This is a genomic window from Burkholderia cepacia (assembly GCF_001039005.1).
GTDB lineage: Bacteria > Pseudomonadota > Gammaproteobacteria > Burkholderiales > Burkholderiaceae > Burkholderia > Burkholderia theae.
The window spans coordinates 195,613-216,081 of the sequence record NZ_LDWR01000021.1; the positions used below are offsets into that span (position 1 = coordinate 195,613).

A 20,469-nucleotide genomic window follows, 5' to 3' on the forward strand; every position below is an offset into this window, starting at 1 on the left:
GACGGACTCACTTCAGACGTTGCACGGTGCTGACGGACACGAGCGTCGCCAGCACGGCGAGGACAAGCAGCACGACGGTCGCCGCGCACGCCATCCCCGACGCGCCGTAGAACGCCTGCAGCAGCACGATCGGATAGTTGCGATAGCGGAAGCCCGCGATCAGGTTCGAGATCTGGAATTCGCCGATCGACAGCGCGGCCACCATCACGAGCCCGGAAAACAGGCTGTGCCGCAGGTTCGGCAGCACGATCGTGAAGAACTGGCGCCGCGGCGTCGCGCCGAGCGTCGCCGCGCACGCTTCGAGACGCTCGAGGCCGCGATGGCGCAGGTCGCTGAGCAGCGTTTGCAGCAGATACGGCAGCGTCAGCACCGCGTGCGCCGCGACCATCAGCGGCAACGTGCCGAGCCACGGCAGCGTGTCGCCGCTGAAGATCGCGATGTAGCCGAAACCGAGCGTCAGCGCCGGCACGCCGACCGGCATCAGCATCACGATGCGGGTCGCGATGCCGCGCCCCGCCTGCGCGCGGTGATGCAGCGCATACGCGAGCGGCAGGCCGACCACTGCATTGAGCACGCAGCACGCCAGCGCGACCATCAGGCTCACGCCGAACGCGCGGGTGAAGCTCCCGTTCGCGGCCAGATCGGTGAACCAGTGCAAGGTGAAGCCGGTGGGCAGCAGCGTGTTCGTCCACGACTGGCCCACCGACCCGATCAGCAGCAACGCAATCGGCAGCAGCAGGTAGACCCCGAACACCGCGACGAACGCCTGCGACACGAAGCGCCAGGCGCTCGGGCGCGCGGCTTTGTTACGACGAATCGGAACACCATCGGCCAGTGCCGGGGTGGTTGACGGATGCATGGACACGCTCGCTGCGGATGAGGAATGACGTCGCGCAGCGCCCGCCGGACTGGGCTGACGCGCTTGATCGGGACAGGCGAAGTGTGTGGTTTCGACATGGCATCGTCATGAAAAAAACGTACAAAGCCCGCATCGATCTGTGCGCGGAGGGAATAGTCGGCGATGAGGAACCTGTATCCGAACGTGGCGGAACTGCACGCCTTCGCCAGTTCTGCCAAGTACCTGAATTTTTCGTACGCGGCGCGGGAGCTTGGCCTGACACCCAGCGCGGTGAGCCGGCAGATCGCGAACCTCGAAGCGCTGTTCGGCGTGAAGCTGTTCGTGCGCGAGGGACGCAATCTCGCGCTGACGCGCGCCGGGCAGGTGTATCACGCCCGTGTCGTCGGGCCGCTGCGCGAAATCGGCAACGCATCGATCGAACTGCTGAGCGCGCGCGAGTCCGTCGACCAGTTGACGATCGCGAGCGTGCCCACCTTCACGACCAAGTGGCTCGTGCCGCGGCTCGCGCGCTTTCTGGCCACGGCGCCGAGCGTCACGCTGAGCTTTCGCCGTCATCTCGCGTCCGGCGACATGTTCCCGTTCGGTCTCGACGCGGCGATCCGTTATGGCGACGGTGCATGGGAAGGTGTCCAGAGCGATTACCTGGACGGGCGGACCTTCGTGCCGGTCTGCTCGCGTGAATTCGCGGACCGGCATGCGCTGCGCGCGCCCGCCGACGTCGTGGCGGCGCCGCGCCTCGTGCACGAACAGGCCGAGATCGCGTGGTCCGCTTGGGCGGAGCGTCATCGCGTGACGCAGATGAACGCACTCGCGGGGCCGCGCTTCGAACAGTACTCGGTGTTGATCCCGGCGGCGCAGACGGGGCTCGGGATCGCCCTCGTGCCGCGCTTCCTGATCCTCGACAATCTCACGGCCGGCACGCTCATCGAGCCGTTCGACGCGCCGGTCGACGTCGACGCGCAGGGGCACTACCTGTGCTACTCGCCCGAGCGCCTCGAAACGAGCGAAGCGTTGCGGCGCTTCAGGGAATGGATGCTCGGCGAATCCGCGAACGCGTGAGCGTCGGCGTAGCCGGCATCGTCATGCAAAAAAAACGCGGCGCCGCCGGCCATCGGCCGAACGGCGCCGCGCGTCCGGTGCCGGAAGCCGCCCGAAGGCGGCCACCGGCACGCCCCGTCAGCGCCCGATACCGAGCCCCGGCAGCACGCGCGTGTTCTCGGCCACGACCGCATGCAGCAGACGCGGTTCAGCACCGAGCAGCTCGAGGATCGTCGGCGCGACCTGCTTCGTGCCGACGAGATCGTTCACGGTACGCGCGCGGTGGATGCCCGGGTACGACACGAGCAGGCCGAGGTGGCTGTCGTCCGGCGCGTTGCCGCCGTGCTCCTCGTCCTTCTTCGTGCTCGACGTATAGATCACGCCCGGATTCGGCTGGACGATGATGTCCGGCGTGCGACCGTTGGCCGGATCGCCGAAGCGGTCGGCGAGCGCCGCGCCGTACAGGATGTACGCCTGCGAGCCGTCCGCGCAGATCCCCGGCGCATTGCAGCTCAGGTTCGCCTTCAGCGTCTGCACGACGGCCGTGCGCTGGTTGCGGTCGCGCAGCCAGATCAGGCCGACGTCGTCGGTCTGCACGAAGCCCGTGCCGACCAGGCCCGAACCGTCGTTCAGGTTGCCCGTCGTCGTGTTGTTCTGGCCGAAGTTGCCGTTCGGGTCGAGGTAGTTGTTCGCTTCGAGCAGCTTCGACAGCGTGTCGCCGTTCTTCACGAGCTTCGTGTGATCGGTCGGCGACTGGCCGTGCTTCGCCGTCACGATCACGGCCGTCGACGTGTACAGGTTGGCCTGCTTCAGCGCCGCGACGACATGGCCGATCGAGTTGTCGACATAGGTGATCGCGTTCGCGACCTCCCCGCTCGGCGTGAAGTCGGCGTCGAGATACCCGCCGCCCTTCGCGACCGGCGCCTTCTGCGCGACGCTGAGCGTCTGGAAGTCGGCGCCGAACAGCGTCGGCACCGGCGCGCTCTTCGTGCCCGTCGAATCGCGGCCTTCGATCTGGTTGATCAGCGCCTGCACGTGCAGGTTGTCGAAGCGCGCGGTGTGCGAATAGACGTCCGTGTAGTCGGTGTTCGTCGCCGGGTCGATCGAGTTGATCTCGGTGCGCATCAGATCGTCGACGCCGGTGCCCGACGGCCCGTTCAACCAGTCGTAGCCCCACGCGTGCTTGTCGGCCCACGCCGTATGCGCGTTCGGGATGCCCGCCTTCACGGCCTCGAACACCGTGTTGGTCTTCACGTAGTTGTGCGGGTAGACCGGCACGCACTGGCCGCCCACGCGCGCATGCGGGATCGCCTGCGGGTTGAACGCGCCGCCGCCGTTCAGGTGGATCAGCGCGCCGCCGTTCTGGGCGTCGATGCCCGTGGTTTCGTCGAACACGACGTTCCAGCCCTGCTTGCCCGAACACGTCGTGTCGCTCGGCGCATACAGGTTGCGGTCATACGACACGTCGTAGAACAGGCCGGCCGTCTTCGGCGAGCCGCCCGTCACGAGCGCCGCGAGGCCCGGGAACGAATCCGACAGGCCGGGCGTGTACGCATTCGTGTACGTCACGCCGTGCTGCGCGAGCACCGCGATGTTCGGACACGTGTTCGCGCCGATGCAGCGCGCGAGATCCTGCTCGTGCAGACCGTCGACGCTGATCAGCAGCACGTGCTTCACGACGCGGCTCGCGTGGCCACGGTCCTCGCCCTGACTGTCGCCGTCCTGCTGCGCCGCGTGCGCACCCATGCTGGCGAGCGCCAGCGCGCCCGCCACCATCACGGCCATCTTCCGCTGCTTACCGAAAAACGAAATCATCACCCCACCTCATCGATTGATGTTGAACTGCGTGACTTGCCATCAGGCGCGCAAAATATCGCCGGATCGTGCGGCGGTCGGATGAAGCGGGGCTTTCTGTTCTCTGTCAAACGTAACCAATCGCAAGTGACATGAAGCCGTCGCAATGCGTTGCCGCGCCGGGCATCGGTGCGCGCCCGGAATTTTTTTCGGCTTGGCCCGCGACTATTGGCGTGTGATAAAGGGTTTTCCCTGACCCGGAGCACGAGTATGTCGACCCTGGAAGCTCTCCGGTTCGTGCTGGACGATGCACGCACCCCCGAAATCATTCGCCATCACGTCGTCGACGCGCTGCAGTACGCGCTGCGCAATTACGGACAGGTGTTCACGGCGAAGGAAGTCGAATGGCTGACGCACTGGGATGACGCGCGTCTGCCGCTGGCCGCGAAGAAGGAGCTGGACAAGCGCGAGCCGGCGATCGCCGCGCGCTGAAAAAAAGCCGCCGCGCCCGGCAGGTGCGGGCGCGGCGACAGCAGATGAAACGACGCGTTACTGGAGCCCGAAGTCGACGCGGGTCGTCGCGCCCTTGTCCTCGATGCCCTTCGCATCGAGCTTCGGTGCGACGACGAACACACGGCTCGAATCGATCTTGCCGTCGAGGTACTGGCGCACCGACTCGGCGCGCTGCTGCGCGAGCGCGCGCAGCGCGTTGTCGTCGGCCGGCGCGTGATCGGCCAGCGCCTGCTTCATGTCCGCATCGGGCAACGTCTTCTGCAAGCCGACCAGGTTGCGCGGCTTCTTGAAGTCCGCGGCCTTGTACGCGCGCGTCAGGTACTTGCTGTATTCGGCCGGCTCGACCTTCACCGACATCGGATCAATGCTCTCGCCCTGGCCGACCACGTCCTTCAGCTTCTGCTGGCGCACCAGCCGGTCGACGTACGCGTCGCGCAGCCCCGACGTGTCCTTCGCCGGATCGACGCGGCCGATCAGGTCGAGGCGGATCGACGACTTCTCGGTCAGCATCTTCACGACGGTGTCGAGCTTCTTCTGCTGCGTGTCGGTCAGCGCGTAGGTACCCGGCGCGAACTCGACGTAGCCGAGATCCTCGCCGCCGCCGCCGAACGCGTTCGCGAGCAGCGTGAACGGCGACGTGACGGCCTTCGCGATCAGGTTCAGCACCGCATGCCAGATCAGCCCGCCGACGCTGAACTCCGGATTCGCCAGCGAACCCGACACCGGTAGGTTCACGTCGATCTGGCCGCGCGTGTTCTTCAGCAGCGAGATCGCGAGCTTCACCGGCAGCTTCGTCGCCGTGTCGTTTTCGACGCGATCGCCGAACGTGAGCTGGTCGATGAAGATGTGGTTGTTCGCCTGCAGCTGGTCGTTCACGAGCTGGTAGTGCAGGTCGACGTTGAGCTTGCCCTTCGTGATCGGATAACCCGCGTACTTTGCCGAATACGGCGTCAGATTGGTCAGCTCGATGTCGTGCGCGGTCGCCGTGAGGTCGAGCGCCGGCTTCTCGATCAGCGGGTTCACCGAGCCCTTGATCGAGATCGGCCCGTTGCCCGACAGGTTCGCGGCGACGTCGACCGGCGCGGACGTCGTCGAATCCGTGCCGAACGCGCCGATCGTGCCGTTGATCGCGACGAGGTTCGCCGTGTAGTTCGGCTTGATGAAGTTGTCGGTGTACGTGACGCGGCCGTTCTGCAGCAGCAGCTCGCCGAAATGCATCCGCACCGGGTTCTGCGGCGGCGTCGCGGCTTTCACGACCACCGTCGCGGACGCGGCCGACGCGGGCTGCGCCACCGCCGGCGCCGACGCGGCCTGCGGCGACAGCGGCACCGGTTCGCCCTTGCTCGCGTCGCGCGTGAGCGACTGCGCGGGGCCCGTCTCCTTCGCGACGACGTCCTTCAGGTTCAGGCGCCCCTGCGCGTCGAGCAGCACGCGGCCGTAGAAGTTCGAGAACGTCACGCGCGCGGCGTCGACGTCGGTGCCCTTCTCGTCGTAGTTCGCCTTCAGGTTCGTCAGCGCGAGCGAGCGCCAGCCCGCGAACGGGTCGGAGGTCGCCTTGTCGAGCATCCGCACGTCGACGAGCGCGACGTCGCCGCGATAGGTCGCGCGCGGCGCGTCCTTCACCTGCGCGAACGTCAGGTTGCCCTGTGCGTTGAGCAGCGCGCTCGCGATGGTCGCGTTCAGCGCGCTACCAAAGTACGGCTCGAACGCGGCCGCGTCGAGGCGGTTGCCGTTGATCTTCAGGCCGAGCTTCAGCGGCTGCGCGGTCACGTCGCCCGTCACGTTCAGCGAGCCCTTGCGATTCAGCGTCGCCTTCAGCTGCACGGGCAGCGGCTTCGTCATGTCGTCGCTGAGCTTCTGCACCGACAGCTCCAGCGGCTTGATCGCCAGCTTCACCGGGCGCGGTGTCGACAGGTCGGTGAAGTTCGCGGACGAATCCTTCACGTTCAGCGCGTCGATCCGGTAATGCCACGACGGCGCGGCGGCCTCGGCCTTGCGCGCGACCGTGCGCTTGGGCACCGATGCCTGCGCCGGTCCGGCCAGCGCCGCGAGGTCGATGTTGCCGTCCTTCAGGCGCTTCACGTCGAGCGCGAGCCCGGTCGCATCGACGCTCGCGATCTCCGCGGTGCGCGTGGCGACGTCGACCTTCGCGATCTTCGCGCTCGCGTCGGGCAGCACGATCGCGGGCGTCTTGCTATCGGGCGTCGCGATCTTCAGCGATTTCAGGCTCACCGTGCTGTCGGCCACCTGCGCTTCGAGCGGCGTCTTGCCCCAGTCGGTCTTCGCGTTGATCGTCGCGCCGAGCGTGCCGTCGAGCACGCGCGCGCGCGTCGCTTCGCCGAGATACGGCTGCAACGCCGGCAGCGCGAGCGCATCGATCGTCAGCTTCGTGTCGGCCTGCTTCTCCGCGAGCGTGAACGCGCCTTCGGCCCGCACGTCACCGCCGCGCGACAGCGACGTCGACAGCGTGTATTTCGCGGGCGTCTTGCCCTGCAGCGAGAAACCGTCGAGCGTCGCGGCGAGCTTCGTCAGCGAGACCGCGTTCGGCGTGGCCGGCACGCGATCGTCGACGTTGATCGTGCCGCCGTCGATCGCAAAATGACGGATCGTCAGGTCGAGCGGCGGCGCTTCCTTCGCATCGGCCTCGGCCTTCGCGCCGCTCGCGGCGTCGGCGGAGGACGCCGCCGCGCCCGATGCCGCCGGCTTGCCCTCAGCGGCCTTCGGTGCGGCGGCCGGCTGCGCGGCGAGCTTCTCGACGTTCAGCACGCCTTGCTTGTCGCGCGACAGGTCGACGACGGGCTGGTCGATCCGGATCTCGTCGAAATGCAGCGCATTGCGCAGCGGCTCGAGGCTGGTCGCCGCGACGTGCACGCCGCGCGCGGCGAACAGCGGCTCGGACGCCGGGCTCGTCACCTTCGCGTCGTTCAGGTCGACGGTGCCGGACACGCGCAGCGCGGGCGTTTCGCCGTTCATCGCGAAGTTGAGCGTGAGGTTGCTGCTCAGCAAGCCGCTCGCCACGGCCACCGGCAGCTTGGTCGGCGCATACGAGATCAGTTTCGGCACGTCGAGCCGGTCGAATTTCAGCGCGATCTCCGATTCGCGCGACTGCGCGAACGGCTTGGTCTTGCCGTCGATCGCGATCGGGCTGCCGTCGAAACGCATCCGCAACGTCGGCTGGACGAAGATGTCGGTCTTCGACGCCAGCGTCGCGATATACGGGATGCCGAGCGTCCAGTTGTCGACGACGTGCTTTTCGTTCAGCAGGCGGTCGTCGAAATCGATCCGGCCGTCGTTGACCTGGATGTTCGACACCGAGAATTGCGTCGGCTTGCTCGCCGGCTTGGACGGCGTGGAGAACTTCTCGATCAGGTCGGTGAAGTTGAAGCGCTGCGCGTCGTAGCGAACGATATGAAAGCGCGGCGAATCGAGCAGGATTTCGTTGACGATCGGCGCGCCGCGGAACAGCGACGACCACGACGGCCTCACGACGAGCTTGCCGATGTCGATGAAGTCGCCCTGGCCGCCGCGCTCACCGACGTGAATGCCGTCGGCTTCGAGATTCAGCGTGTACGGGTTCAGCGCGATGCGCTGGATCGTGGCCGGCCGGTCAAGCTGTTGGCTCAGTTGCTGTTCGGCGATATGGCGGATCAGCGGCGGCGCCGCGAAGAACCCGAGCAGTCCGAACAAAACGAGGAAGATCAGCACGCCGATGCCGATACGCCGGGTCCGGCGCGAGCGTGCAACGCCGCCGAGGGCATGGAGGGTCGAGGATACGGTTTTTTTGTCTGCGCTTGCCATGCTTGAATGCCTCGGGAACGGATGCCGGGCCGCACCGGAGAACCGGGCGGCCGCGCATGCTATCCCGAAAGTATAGGCTCAGGAGGTGACGGTACGGAATCGGGGCGCCACCGCGCCCGCCGGTCGGACAACGGTGGCGGTCATCCGTTCATTTCCGGACGACGACGGGCGGCATCCACGACCCGTCGCTCGCCTGCGGCTTCGGCGCATACAGGCGCAACGCGAGCGCGAAGTCGGTGCGCGGCGCCGGCAGCCAGTTGGCCGCATTCGTGCCACCCGGCGACGCCGACACGACGATGTCGATCGAGCCGTCGTGGTTGCGGCGCAGCCGGTCGCGATCGCCGAGCGAGCGGCGCGCCGCTCCGACGTCGGGCAGTGCGCCGTTCGTCGTGTAGGGCGTGAGCGTCCAGAACGCACGCACCGGCGGCAGCGCACCCGGCGCGAAATGCAGCACGTAGCGGTTCGCGCCGTTCAGCGCATGACCGTCGCTGTCGACGCGCACGACCGCGAGCGTCTCGTCGTCGCGCGTCGCGGTGCCGAGCTGCGTGTAGGCCGCGTACGCGCGCAGCGCGTAGTCCTGGCCGTACTTGCCGGCCGCATCGCCGATCCAGCTCCAGCCGTTCGCGTTCAGCAGGTTCGACGGCGGCGCCGCGAGCCGCGCGCGCGCCTCGGCGACGCCGGCCGTCGCGGCCGCGAGGCGGTCGCCCGTCCACAGCACCGGGTAGCCGGCCGACACGCCGATGTCGCCGAGCGATTCATGCGCATGCGCGTCGTCGGCCGGCGCCGGGTTGTCCTGCAGCGCCTGCGCGAAGCGCGCGAAGAACGCCTTCGGGTCGAGCGCGGCCACCTGCTCGGCCGGCGTGCCGCCGCTCAGCGCTTCGGACGGCGCGCTGCCCGCATGGACCGCGACCGACGCGCCGCGCGCGGCGCCCGTGTAAACGGACAGCGGCACCACGCGGATCGCGCGCTGCAATTTCTTCACGTTCGTGAGGTCGCGCCCGCCGCTTGTCTGCAGCCGCACTTCGAGCCACGCATTGGCCGGCGGCACGTCCACGCGCAGCGCGCCCTTCGGCAGCGTACCCTGCCAGTCCTTCGCGGCGAAGGCAATCGTTTGCGATCGCGCGCCGCCGCGAGCACCGCGTGCGGCCACGCTCGACGACGACCACAACACGTTCGTCCACATGTCGAGCGCACGTGCGTCCCAGTAGCGGCCGCGCGTGTCGGGCAGCGTGACGATCACGGGTTCGGCGGCGACGTCGAGCCAGCCGGTCGAGTCGAGCGTGTCGACGCCCGGCAGCGGCGGATTGACCGCACCGACGGGCGGCAGCGCCTGCGCGTGGCGCAGCGTGTTGAGCGGCGCCTGCCCCGGTTGCGCGCCGTCGCCGCCCGTCGCCGCTTCCTTCGCGACGTCCATCAGCACGAGCGGATACGCATAGACGTAGGAGTCGGCGACTTCCGTGCGCATCCAGCCGGTTTTCCGCTGGATTGCATCCGGTGGCGACGCGCACCCCGCGAGCAACGCCGCCATGGCCAGCGACGCGCACGCGCGCCGCAGAGAAACTGCTTCCTGCTGGTTTTCAATCATCGATTACTGGCCGAATATCGTTCTTTTCAGTCAACGCCTTGTTCGTCTCGCGAACGGCGAAAGCAAGGCACCCCAGCCTGCCCGGATCGCCGTTTCGCTACGATGGGCGCTGATGTCAGGCCGGTATCATAGCGCCTCGGGGCAATCCCTAATATGCCGAATAGCGAGGTGAACGCTAGCCGCACTGTCGACGAATTCGAAATAGTTCGAGAGATTCGTCACAAAATCGGAAATATCGGAACGACACACGCACACGCCGGAACAATCGCGGGTGGAAGGGGCGAATTCCGGATTGACGAATGGTGTCAATATTGACACCATTCGGTATGGCTAGCGTATCGAAGATCCTCGAACTGATGAGGCGCGAGCCCGCGAATGTGCGATTCAACGATCTGTTCAAGGTCTGCGAGACACACTTCGGAGCGGCCCGCCAATCCGGTTCGAGCCACGCTATTTTCAAGACACCGTGGCAAGGCGATCCTCGAGTGAATATCCAGAATGATCGCGGGAAAGCGAAGGCCTATCAGGTGCGACAGGTGCTCGACGCGATCGATCGACTGAAGGAACAGCAATCATGACCCAAGACCACTTTACGTACCGCGTAACGTGGTCCCCGGAGGACGGGGAGCACGTCGGCCTGTGCGCGGAGTTCCCGTCTCTTTCGTGGCTCGACGAAACGCCGGAAGGCGCGCTGGCCGGCATTCGCCGGCTCGTTGCCGATGTCGTGCGCGACATGGCCGCGAACGGGGAGAAGGTGCCCGAGCCGATCGCCGACCGGACCTACAGCGGCGAATTCAAGGTTCGCATCCCTCCACAGGCACACCGCGCGCTGGTGATCCAGGCCGCCGAGCAAGGCGTCAGCCTGAATCGCCTCGCGAGCGCCAAGCTCTGCGCCTGAGCGCGTAGTCGAGCGCAAAAACACGACCGGCCCGGCTCTCCGTCTGGAAGCCGGGCGTTTGCTTTTTCCGCGTTGTGACAACCTGTGTGCTTCAACAGCGTCATCGCCGCTTGACCTTACCATCATGGGAATGTTGATACTGGATTCATTCGCGGCACGAACCGCGCTTTTGGGGAATCCGACATGACTGAACCACTTGCCTCCGCAGCGCTGCAAACGATCGAACTGAGCGTCGACGGCATGCATTGCGGCGGCTGCACGGGCCGCGTGCAGCGCGCGCTGGCCGCCGTGCCGGGCGTCGTCGAAGCGACGGTCGATCTCGATACGCACGCGGCGACGGTGACCGCGCAGGAAACGGTCGAGCCCGGCCAGCTCGTCGACGCGGTCGGCGCGGCCGGGTACCGTGCGGCCGTGCGTGAAGCGGCGGTCGAGGCCGTCGCGATCCCGCATACGCTACTCGACGAAGCGCCGCCGGTCGCGGTGCCGGCGCTTCCCGCGGCCGGCGCCCCGATCGAACTCGACATCGACGGGATGACCTGCGCGTCGTGCGTGTCGCGCGTCGAGAAGGCGCTCGCGAAGGTGCCGGGCGTCACGCGCGCGTCGGTCAATCTCGCGACCGAGCGGGCCACGATCGACGCCGCGGCTGACATTTCCGCGTCGCAATTGGCGGACGCCGTCAAGCAAGCCGGCTATGGCGCGACGCCGGTCGCCAACGCCACCACCCCGCCTGCAGCATCCACCGCCTCCACCGATCTCGAACTCGACATCGGCGGCATGACCTGCGCGTCCTGCGCCGGCCGCGTCGAAAAGGCGCTGGCCGCCGTACCGGGCGTCGCGCGCGCATCGGTCAATCTCGCGACCGAGCGCGCGTCGGTGCACGGCGCCGGCGCGCTCGACGCCGCCACGCTGATCGCGGCGGTCACGACGGCCGGCTACCGTGCGTCGCTCGCCGCCGCGCCCTCGGCCGGCGCCGACGCGCAACCGGCCAGCCCCGCGCAGGATCCCGATGCCCGCAAGCGCCGCGAAGCGGTTCGCGAACGCAACCTCGTGATCTGGTCCGCCGTGCTGAGCGCGCCGCTCGTCGCGCCGATGCTCGTCGCGCCTTTCGGTATCGACCTGATGCTGCCCGGCTGGCTCCAGCTCGTGCTCGCGTCGATCGTCCAGTTCGGCTTCGGCGCGCGCTTCTACCGCGCGGCCTGGCATGCGGTGAAGGCGCGTGCCGGCAACATGGACCTGCTCGTCGCGCTCGGCACGTCGGCCGCGTACGGGCTGAGCCTGTGGATGCTGCTGCGCGATCCCGCGCATCCCGGCCACCTGTATTTCGAGGCGTCGGCCGTCATCGTCACGCTCGTGCGCTTCGGCAAATGGCTCGAATCGCGCGCGAAGCGCCAGACCACCGACGCGATCCGCGCGCTGAACGCGCTGCGTCCCGACCGTGCGCGCGTCGTCGAGCACGGCGTCGAACGCGACGTGCCGCTGTCGCAGGTGCGCGTCGGCACGAAGGTCGGCATCCGCCCCGGCGAGCGCGTGCCCGTCGACGGCCGGATCGTGTCGGGCCGCTCGCATATCGACGAATCGCTGATCACCGGCGAAAGCCTGCCCGTGCCGAAGGACGGCGGCGATCCCGTCACGGCCGGCTCGATCAACGGCGAAGGCGCGCTCGTCGTCGAAACCACCGCGATCGGCGCGGAGACGACGCTCGCGCGCATCATCCGCCTCGTCGAATCCGCGCAGGCCGAGAAGGCGCCGATCCAGCGGCTCGTCGATCGCGTCAGCGAAGTGTTCGTGCCGGCGATCCTCGGCATCGCGCTGCTGACGCTGGTCGGCTGGCTGATCGCCGGCGCCGGCATGGAAACCGCGATCCTCAATGCGGTCGCGGTGCTCGTCATCGCGTGCCCGTGCGCGCTCGGCCTCGCGACACCCGCCGCGATCATGGCCGGCACCGGCGTCGCGGCGCGGCACGGCGTGCTGATCAAGGATGCACAGGCGCTCGAACTCGCGCAGCGCGCGACCGTGATCGCATTCGACAAGACCGGCACACTGACCGAAGGCAAGCCGTCCGTGACGGCGTTCGAAGCGGTCGACATGCCCCGCGACGAAGCGCTCGCGCTCGCGGCGGCGGTGCAGCGTCAGAGTGAGCATCCGCTCGCGCGTGCGGTGGTTGCCGCACACGATGCGAACGTTGCCGCGCGCGGCGACACGGCGCCGTCGGCCGCAGCGGTCGCTGCGGTCACTGCGGCCGATGCCCGCGCGGTAGCCGGGCGCGGCGTGGAAGCGCGCGTCGGCGCGCAGTTGCTCGCGCTCGGCAGCACGCGCTGGCGCGACGAGCTCGGCATCGCGGTGCCGCCCGCACTCGACGCGCGCGCGGCCGAACTCGAGCGCGCGGGCAACACGATCTCGTGGCTGATGCGCGCCGACGCGCCGCGCGCGTTGCTCGCGCTGATCGCGTTCGGCGACACCGTGAAGCCCGGCGCCCACGATGCGATCGCGGCGCTGTCGGCGCGCGGCGTCGCAAGCGTGCTCGTGACGGGCGACAACCGCGGCAGCGCGGCGGCCGTCGCGGCGTCGCTCGGCATCGGCGAAGTGCATGCGCAGGTGTTGCCCGACGACAAGGCGCGCGTCGTCGCCGAACTGAAGCGCACGCACGGCGGGATCGTCGCGATGGTCGGCGACGGGATCAACGATGCGCCCGCGCTCGCCGCGGCCGATGTCGGCATCGCGATGGCGACCGGCACGGACGTCGCGATGCATACGGCCGGCATCACGCTGATGCGCGGCGATCCGACGCTCGTCGCCGACGCGATCGACATCTCCAGGCGCACGTACCGGAAGATCCAGCAGAACCTGTTCTGGGCGTTCGTCTACAACCTGGTGGGCGTGCCGCTCGCGGCGCTCGGCTGGCTGAATCCGGTGATCGCGGGTGCGGCGATGGCGTTTTCCAGCGTCAGCGTCGTGACCAACGCGTTGCTGCTGCGGAGATGGAAAGGCCGCGCGCGCTGACACGGCCGGCCGTGATGGCCGGGCGGCCGAACGGCCGTTCGGCGCTCAGCGGACAGGAAGGATCGGGAGGATTGCCGGCGTTGGCCGGCAGCGGCGGCGCCGAATCGCCGACACATCGCGGCGCAGACGGATTCAGCCCGTGATAACCGGCTTGATCAGGGTCGTCGTGATCGGCGCAAAGCCGCACGCGCGATACAGCGCGCGGGCCGCCGCGTTGTGATTGAACACCGACAGCCCGATTTCGGTGACGCCGTACCGGCGCGCCTCGGCGTCGAGCGCATCGAGCGCGCGCGTGGCCCATCCCTGGCGGCGTCGGGACGGGACGATGTCGAGGTCGTAGATGAACAGCGTGCGGTTCGGCCCTTCGGGCACGATCGCGTACCAGAGGTCGCCCACCGCGTCGCCGCTGGCGCCGTCGATGAGCACGACGAGTGTCTGGCCGGATGTCCGCAGGCCGTCCGGCAGCAGCGTGTCGAAACAGGCGCGCGCACGATCGGCCGCGTCTTCGACAGCATTTTGTCCGGATGAAACGAGATCGCGCGCGTAGCCGTCAATGGCTCGCGTGCGGTACGCGTGGAATTCGCCGGCCGTCATCGGCCGCATCAGCAGCATGGCCCGATCACCGTGAGGGAAATCGAACTTCCAGTGTAGCGGGACGGTCGCGCCGGCGTGCGATGCAGCGGCGGAAAACGGGCAGGCAGGTGCGGCGGGCGCCGCGCCGAATCAGCGAATCAGCGAATCAGCGAATCAGCGAATCAGCGACGATACAGGACGATCGGCACGAGATGCGCACGGCGCACGCGCTCGGCTTCGGCGCGACGCGCAGCGTACGAGTAGTCGGCGTCGAGCGGGAGGTGCGGCGACACGAACAGGTCGTCGATCTTTTGCAGCAGGGCGAAGATGAAGCTCATGTGAGACTCCTGACAGATGTTTCTAGGGTTTTCCCTTAGACAAACTCCATTCTAAGGGTTTTCCCTGAATTCTGCCAGTGCACCGCATCAGTTCGCCGCACGCGTGTTGTCGCCGATCCCGGGCTCGGAACGACGATCCTTGCCCCGTGTGGCCTTCAGGATAGGGTCGGAACAATCAACGGGTTCGGCGGGCACGCTTGGCGACGGCCGCCTCGCGATTCGCATTCCGCTGAAGCCGGTCGACCTGCGACAGCAGCGCCTCGTGGTGCTCCTCGAGCGTCATCAGCGTCGCCTGCTGCGTCGACAGATCGGCCGCGAGGCGATCGATCCGCTGTTGCTTGGTTGCCGCGTCCTGCTTCAGGTGCGCGATCTGCCGCGTTTGCAGCATCAGCGCGACGAGCCCCGCCAGCACGACGACGGCCAGCGCCAGCAGCAGGCGGTTGACGCGGCGCATCTCGCGATCGGCCGTGCGCGTCAGACCGTCCACATCGGACTGCAGCACCGCGAGCCGGTCCGTCAGCGGGCGCAGGTGCGTGTCCGGATCGAAGGCCGGCGCGGCCGGTTGCACGCGTTCCACCGACGGCTTGGTCACGAAGGACGCGGCGGAAGCGACGGGCTGTGCGACAGGCGACGGTGAAGCATCGGCCTGCGAGGCAGCGTCACGGGTGTTCGCGGTGTTCGAGGTGTTCGCCGCCTCGGGCAGTACCGGCGTCTGCGGCTCGACCGTCGAAACAGCGTCCGGCGTCGGGTTCGATCCGGCCGCTTCCAGCGGCGTGTCGACGCTCGCCGCAACCGGCACGGAGTGCACCGCCGTCGCTTCGCTCGCACCGGCGGCCGCCCGGCGTTTGCCGCCCGATGACGACGCGCGGCGCTCCTTCACGGCGTCGCCGGAAGATCGCCCTCCGCGGGACTTGACGGCCGCGGCTTCGACAACAGGCTTCGCGACTTCGCTATCGGCCGCTTCCAGTTCGGACGTCTTCGCCGAAGCGGCGTCGGCCGCTTGCCGCTCGGTTGCCGACACCGTAGCGCCATCGACCGCAGGCACATCGGCTAGCTTGATTGCGGCACCATCGGCAGCAGGCACATCGCCTGCGTTCGAGGCATCACCACCTTCAGGCGCCGAAACGCCGTCGGCTGCCACCGCGACATCCGGCGTTACCGGGCTCTCAGCTTCCGCATGCCCCGCCGCACTCGCGCCCTCCGGCGCGCCGAACCCGTCCAGCGCAGGCTGCCGCCCGGCAGACACGTCGTCCGCGACGCCAGCCTCCACATCGGCTGACGCACCCGCTTCGTCGCGCGCCACCACCGGCATACGCTCACCCGGCTCAAGCACCGGATCGCCGAACAGGTCGAACGTCCGCTCGTCCCGCGACGCATCGCCGGCCGGCGCGCTGCCGGACCGCACCGTCGCCCTCGCGGACGTACTGCCTGCGGCAGCAGCCGAACGCTGGCGGGCACGGGCCGACGAACGGTTGGAACGGGAGGGGGAGCGAGGCGTGGAAACGAATTCGGTCACGTCTGACAAATCATTGTCCGAGAACATCAATCGATAGCCCAATTATCTTCAAACAAATCAATTATTTGCATAACAAATTCGCCCACTATGCTCTCACGCCATCCAGCGCTATCCATTGATTCCCGATGGGCTGCATGATGGGCTGAAAACCGATGCTAACCGACAAACAAGCCAAAGCGCTCAAACCAGCCGACAAACCCGTCCTCGACGGGAAAGTGACTGGACGGCTGCCAACCCCGACCAGGTCTTCGCCCAGTGCGTGCGCGATCCGGTCGATATCCCTCCCCCGGGACACCACGCATCCGGCGCGCGCTGGACGATCCGTGACCCACACGCCAACTGCGCTCTACCGAGCCGTGCCACCAGCAGAGGCTCGCCACATCCCGCAGCAAATCGAATGCCACTAGCACGCCCAAACACACCAGTTGGCTCAACATGGTCGAGATCGAAATCGGCGTGCTGCAAAGCCAATGTCTGGATCGCCGCATCGGCTGCCGCGACCGGCTGATCACAGAGATCGCGGCCTGGAAGCAACTGCGGCACGCCATCGGCGCTCGCATCAACTCGATGTTCCCTACCGAAACGGCCCGAAAAAAATTGGCCAAAACCCAACCAGTATCGGCCTTTGATAAACCGTCATAACCTCTGCTGTCGCCACTGCCCTGACGTTCGAGAAAGCCGCTCGCCAATTTCATGAAGAACTGAAACCAGACTGGAAAAGCGAGAAGCATGCAATCCAATAGATCAGCCGTCTGGAAATTGATGTCTTTCCCAAGCCAGGCAATCGCAAGCTCGATGCAACTCGCCGTGATGACTGTGCTGACATCCTGCGCCCAATCCGGCTGACGAAGACTGCTACAGCCAGCTGCACGCGCCGACGTATGCAGCGGTCATGCAGTGGGCCTGGACACACGGCCACATTGCAGCTACCCCTGTCACGGTCGTCGACCGGAGCTTGCTCCATTTCCATTCAACGCATATATATATGATTGCGCTCAAACGTTTCACCTGATTCGCACCGTCGCATTGATTTCTGCATCCGCATCGTCCGTAAAATACGGTTATTTAAACCAGCACTACCGTTTCTGCATCACGACATTCGACGCATTATTCCTCTCGGCGTTTTGATTTAAGAAATGATCTGCAGTGAATATTGACGGCGACGCGGCACCGCTATCCCCGCGAAACCGATACGCAGGCATGCATCGATTTCATCGCTTCCTGCGTGCAACGATTCACGGATTCCACGTACTGCCTCACCGGTCAACTTGATGCACCTTTTGATAACAATTTCGGGTAATTCAATAAAAACTGAAAAGGATCTGAATATGTTCCATCGACACCAGCTCGGATGTGCATGCTGCAGCCCCCATTTGTTGGCGGGCGCCCTTGGACAAAACGAGAGCGAATGGCAGGAACTGCTCAAGGAATTGAGCCAGCTTGAAGCGCAAAGCGCGCCCGAGGCCGTTATCTTTCACGGCGGAAACATCTACCCGGACCCGGAGGATTGCAACACGCGCGTCGAAGCGCTGGGTATCGCCGAGCACAAGGTCATCGCCACCGGTGCGCTCGACGAGGTGCGCCGACGCATGCGGGACAGCTACCCCGACGCACGCGAGCAGGGGCTCGAACCCGGTCAGACCTTGCTTCCCGGCTTGATCGAACCGCACGCACATCTGCTGCCCAGCGCGGTTTTCCTTACCCCGCCCTGGCACGACCTGTCACCGTTCGACGGTCAAAAACTGAATCCCGACTACAGCGCCGAGGCTATCCGTGACAAGCTCAAGGAATTGGTCCGCGACGCGCAAGGCAGGGGGGAAAAGTGGGTATGCGGCAGCGGCGTCGACCCGTCGCTGATGCGCGATTGGGTGGATATCGACCGTGCCTGGCTGGATGGGATCAGCAAGGACGTGTGCCTGTTCCTGATCAATGCCTCCGGGCATCTCGGTTATGCCAACGGCGCCGCGTTGCAGGCCGCCAGCCTCGAAGCCAAATTCCCCGAGGGCGTGCTGACCGAATCGAATGTCACCCAGATGACGAACACCGTCCCGCGCCCGCAGCCGGCCGATCTGCTGATCGCCATGCGGAAGGTGATGTCGACCGCGAACCAGCACGGCATTACCACCCTGTTCGACGCCGGCGTCGGGATGGGTCTGGGGTTCTATGAAGTCGTCCTGTTGCAGGCGCTGGCGAGCACGCCATGGATGACGGTTCGCATGGGCGGGGCGTTGTTCGGCAATAACGACCTCTGGTCGTTGTGGCTCAACCAATTCAAACCGCAACTGAACAGCCCGCCCGAGTCGTTGTTTACCATCCGCGCAATGAAACTGATTGCCGATGGCTCCAACCAAGGCTTGAGCGGCTTGCAAAGTACGCCATACAAATGCTGCGCCGAGCACCGCGTTCCCGGCGTCGGGCCGAATGGTCTTTTCAACTTCGCGCCGATCGAATCGCTGGCGCAGATCATGCAGCAGGTCGATGCGGCGGGATGGCCGATCATGGTCCATGCGAATGGCGACGAGGGGATCGCCAATGTATTGGCCGCATACCAGTTGGTGCTGAGCAAGGTTCCCGAGCCCGTTTCGTGCCCGCCCGGGCCGGATGCGAAACGGGAGCCGTTGCGCCATCGGCTCGAGCATGCGTCGCTGCTGGACGACGACGATCTCCGCACCATGAAGCGGCTGGACATCTCGCCGAGTTTCCTGATCGGCCACGTGGGCTATTGGGGACGCGCGTTCCGGAACACCATTCTGGGTGAGGAACGCGCGCAGAAGCTCGATCGATGCAAGTCGGCGCTGCGCGAGGGCCTGCGTGTCAGCCTGCACAGCGATCACTTCGTCTCTCCGCTAGGGCCGTTGCGCTATATGGATCAGGCAATGTGGCGGGTAATGGAAGCCGACCCGGAGCTTGCGGTACTCAACGAAGCCGAATGCCTGAGCGCGCCCGAGGCGCTGCGCGCGGTGACCATCGACGCGGCGTGGCAATGCCACCTCGATGATCAGGTCGGTTCCCTGAAAGAGGGAAAACAGGCCGACCTCGTGATTCTGCAACAGGATCCCCTGCACGTTGAACCGACCGGTCCTTATCAACTGCGCGACATCGACGTGCACGAAACATGGGTCAGCGGGCGCAAGGTTTACGCAGCCCTCAAGCCGGCGGAAAACAAGTAGGCGGTCGCGCCCTGTGCGCGGCCCGAAGCGAAGCGGCATTCGTATCCCTCTCACCGGACAAGGAGAAGCACGATGACCTTCAAGATTCTCAGTTGCGATGGCGGCGGTATTCGCGGGTTGATCACCGCCCTGCTCATCCAGGACCTCGACAAGCGAAGCCAGATCATCGCGAAAGCGGACGGCTTTGCCGGTACGTCCACGGGCGGCCTGATCGCCCTGGGGCTCGCGCATGGCGCACCCATTGCGGAGATCGTCGACATCTACCGCACGCAGGGCTCGGCGATCTTCAAGGAAAACAGCGCGTGGTTGACGCAACAGCAAGCGCCCGGGCAGGACGCCGAACTGGCCGGACCGGGCCTGTTCGCATGCCAGTATGTCAACACCGGGCTTCAGCAGATCGCCAGGAAACTGCTCGGCACCGGCAAGCTGGCCGATCTGTCCCGCTTCGTCGTGGTCAACTCGGCGCGCTTGTGGGATCCGTCCGCGAAAAGCTGGGCGCCCTGCACATTCTCCAACGGCAGCAAGAACCCCTATCGGGACATCCGCATGCTCGACGCCGCGCTTGCGACATCGGCCGCGCCGTCCTATTTCCCGCCGTACGAAGTCGACGGCCTCGGCTACTTCGCCGACGGCGGCGTGTTCGCGAACAATCCTTCCGTGGCCGCCATTGCCGAAGCGTTGGGCAACGGGCAGGCAGGCAACCTGAACGACGTTCGCCTGCTGTCCCTCGGCACCGGGATGAGCCCGCAAGGCATTGCGCCGGATGCGATCGGCACCCCGTTGAACTGGGGCGTCTCGAAGTGGCTGTGGCCGGCCGCGAGCGAGAACGTTCCAGCCGCGGCGTTACTCGGGCTGACGATGGACACCACGGCGGCGATTGCCGCACGCCAGGTCGAACAGATACTGAACAGCGGCTATCAGCGCGGAAATTTCCTGCTCGGACAACCCATCGGTTTGGACGAGTGGGAAAAGGTGCCGGAGATGGAGAAGGAAACCCGGGCGTACATGAATTCCACCGCGTGGCAACACGTTTGCGATTGGGTGGAGACGAACTGGCGCTGATCGCGCGTTGACCACCGGCCGTCGCTCTCGACTGGCGACGGCCGGTATCACCGATGCCGGCACTGCGTCGACACGCACTTCAACCGAATCCCTGGGCACCGTCAGCCGCGTGCGGCCGGGCAATGCGTCCGCGGGCGAGCTGCCGTTGGGCGTCGACGGCCGCAATGCCTCCCATCACCGATCGTGAGATCGCTTGGGCGGCTGAACTGATTATTGATTGACGGGCCTGGCGAGCCCTCCCAAGAACCCATCGCAATTCATTGAATTTACATGGATTTCCGTCAAATCACGGCGAAGTTCATGGAAATCGGATGGCAGGGCCCGC

General features: G+C 66.4%; 14 protein-coding genes and 1 pseudogene. 8 read left to right on the top strand and 7 right to left on the bottom strand.

All coding sequences use genetic code 11. The features are described 5' to 3' along the window. Positions 1-7: 7 nt before the first annotated feature. On the bottom strand, positions 8-859 hold the full coding sequence (locus tag VL15_RS13270) for an ABC transporter permease (protein WP_048246043.1): 852 nt from the start codon (positions 857-859) through the stop codon (positions 8-10). A gap of 162 nt (positions 860-1,021) precedes the next feature. Here VL15_RS13270 and VL15_RS13275 point away from each other — a divergent pair, with 162 nt between their 5' ends. Next, positions 1,022-1,918 (top strand): LysR substrate-binding domain-containing protein, encoded by an 897-nt coding sequence (locus tag VL15_RS13275; protein ID WP_048246045.1) that lies wholly within the window; start codon positions 1,022-1,024, stop codon positions 1,916-1,918. 117 nt (positions 1,919-2,035) lie between these two features. Here VL15_RS13275 and VL15_RS13280 read toward each other — a convergent pair whose 3' ends face one another. Further along, positions 2,036-3,712: an alkaline phosphatase family protein gene (locus VL15_RS13280; protein ID WP_048246046.1), complete on the bottom strand. Its 1,677-nt coding sequence runs from the start codon at positions 3,710-3,712 to the stop codon at positions 2,036-2,038. Positions 3,713-3,961: 249 nt separating this feature from the next. Here VL15_RS13280 and VL15_RS13285 point away from each other — a divergent pair, with 249 nt between their 5' ends. Then, positions 3,962-4,183, top strand: a complete 222-nt coding sequence (locus VL15_RS13285) for a hypothetical protein (protein ID WP_048246048.1) — start codon at positions 3,962-3,964, stop codon at positions 4,181-4,183. Between the two features lie 57 nt (positions 4,184-4,240). Here VL15_RS13285 and VL15_RS13290 read toward each other — a convergent pair whose 3' ends face one another. Together VL15_RS13290 and VL15_RS13295 are read right to left on the bottom strand one after the other, a co-directional pair. Next, a complete protein-coding gene (locus VL15_RS13290) occupies positions 4,241-8,002 on the bottom strand; it encodes a DUF748 domain-containing protein (protein WP_048246050.1) in 3,762 nt (1,253 codons plus the stop codon). A 148-nt stretch (positions 8,003-8,150) separates the two neighbouring features. Beyond that, on the bottom strand, positions 8,151-9,587 hold the full coding sequence (locus VL15_RS13295; RefSeq protein WP_048246052.1) for a DUF1254 domain-containing protein: 1,437 nt from the start codon (positions 9,585-9,587) through the stop codon (positions 8,151-8,153). A gap of 326 nt (positions 9,588-9,913) precedes the next feature. Between VL15_RS13295 and VL15_RS13300 the strand changes: the two genes are divergently transcribed. The 3 genes from VL15_RS13300 (at position 9,914) to VL15_RS13310 (ending at position 13,485) form a co-directional block, all read left to right on the top strand. Next, positions 9,914-10,165, top strand: a complete 252-nt coding sequence (locus VL15_RS13300; RefSeq protein ID WP_048246054.1) for a toxin HicA — start codon at positions 9,914-9,916, stop codon at positions 10,163-10,165. After that, a complete protein-coding gene (locus VL15_RS13305) occupies positions 10,162-10,485 on the top strand; it encodes a type II toxin-antitoxin system HicB family antitoxin (RefSeq protein ID WP_047902238.1) in 324 nt (107 codons plus the stop codon). The genes VL15_RS13300 and VL15_RS13305 overlap by 4 nt, the downstream gene beginning before the upstream one ends. 183 nt (positions 10,486-10,668) lie before the next feature. Then, a complete protein-coding gene (locus VL15_RS13310) occupies positions 10,669-13,485 on the top strand; it encodes a heavy metal translocating P-type ATPase (protein ID WP_080970814.1) in 2,817 nt (938 codons plus the stop codon). 132 nt (positions 13,486-13,617) lie between these two features. Here the strand turns inward: VL15_RS13310 and VL15_RS13315 are convergent, their stop codons facing one another. The 3 genes from VL15_RS13315 to VL15_RS13320 all read right to left on the bottom strand — a co-directional run bounded on the left by VL15_RS13315 (position 13,618) and on the right by VL15_RS13320 (position 15,912). After that, positions 13,618-14,097, bottom strand: a complete 480-nt coding sequence (locus VL15_RS13315) for a GNAT family N-acetyltransferase (RefSeq protein WP_048246056.1) — start codon at positions 14,095-14,097, stop codon at positions 13,618-13,620. A gap of 143 nt (positions 14,098-14,240) precedes the next feature. Further along, on the bottom strand, positions 14,241-14,396 hold the full coding sequence (locus VL15_RS42680; protein WP_164992063.1) for a hypothetical protein: 156 nt from the start codon (positions 14,394-14,396) through the stop codon (positions 14,241-14,243). 175 nt (positions 14,397-14,571) lie between these two features. After that, positions 14,572-15,912 carry a hypothetical protein gene (locus VL15_RS13320; protein ID WP_048246226.1) on the bottom strand — a complete coding sequence of 447 codons (1,341 nt, stop codon included), beginning with the start codon at positions 15,910-15,912 and terminating at the stop codon, positions 14,572-14,574. Positions 15,913-16,159: 247 nt separating this feature from the next. Between VL15_RS13320 and VL15_RS39980 the strand changes: the two are divergent. The 3 genes and pseudogenes from VL15_RS39980 to VL15_RS13335 form a co-directional block, all read left to right on the top strand. Next, positions 16,160-16,554, top strand: a pseudogene (locus VL15_RS39980) (transposase); the annotation flags it as partial. A 686-nt stretch (positions 16,555-17,240) separates the two neighbouring features. Then, positions 17,241-19,082: an amidohydrolase gene (locus tag VL15_RS13330; protein WP_048246059.1), complete on the top strand. Its 1,842-nt coding sequence runs from the start codon at positions 17,241-17,243 to the stop codon at positions 19,080-19,082. Positions 19,083-19,154: 72 nt separating this feature from the next. Further along, positions 19,155-20,144 carry a patatin-like phospholipase family protein gene (locus tag VL15_RS13335; protein ID WP_048246060.1) on the top strand — a complete coding sequence of 330 codons (990 nt, stop codon included), beginning with the start codon at positions 19,155-19,157 and terminating at the stop codon, positions 20,142-20,144. The last annotated feature ends 325 nt before the right edge of the window (positions 20,145-20,469 follow it).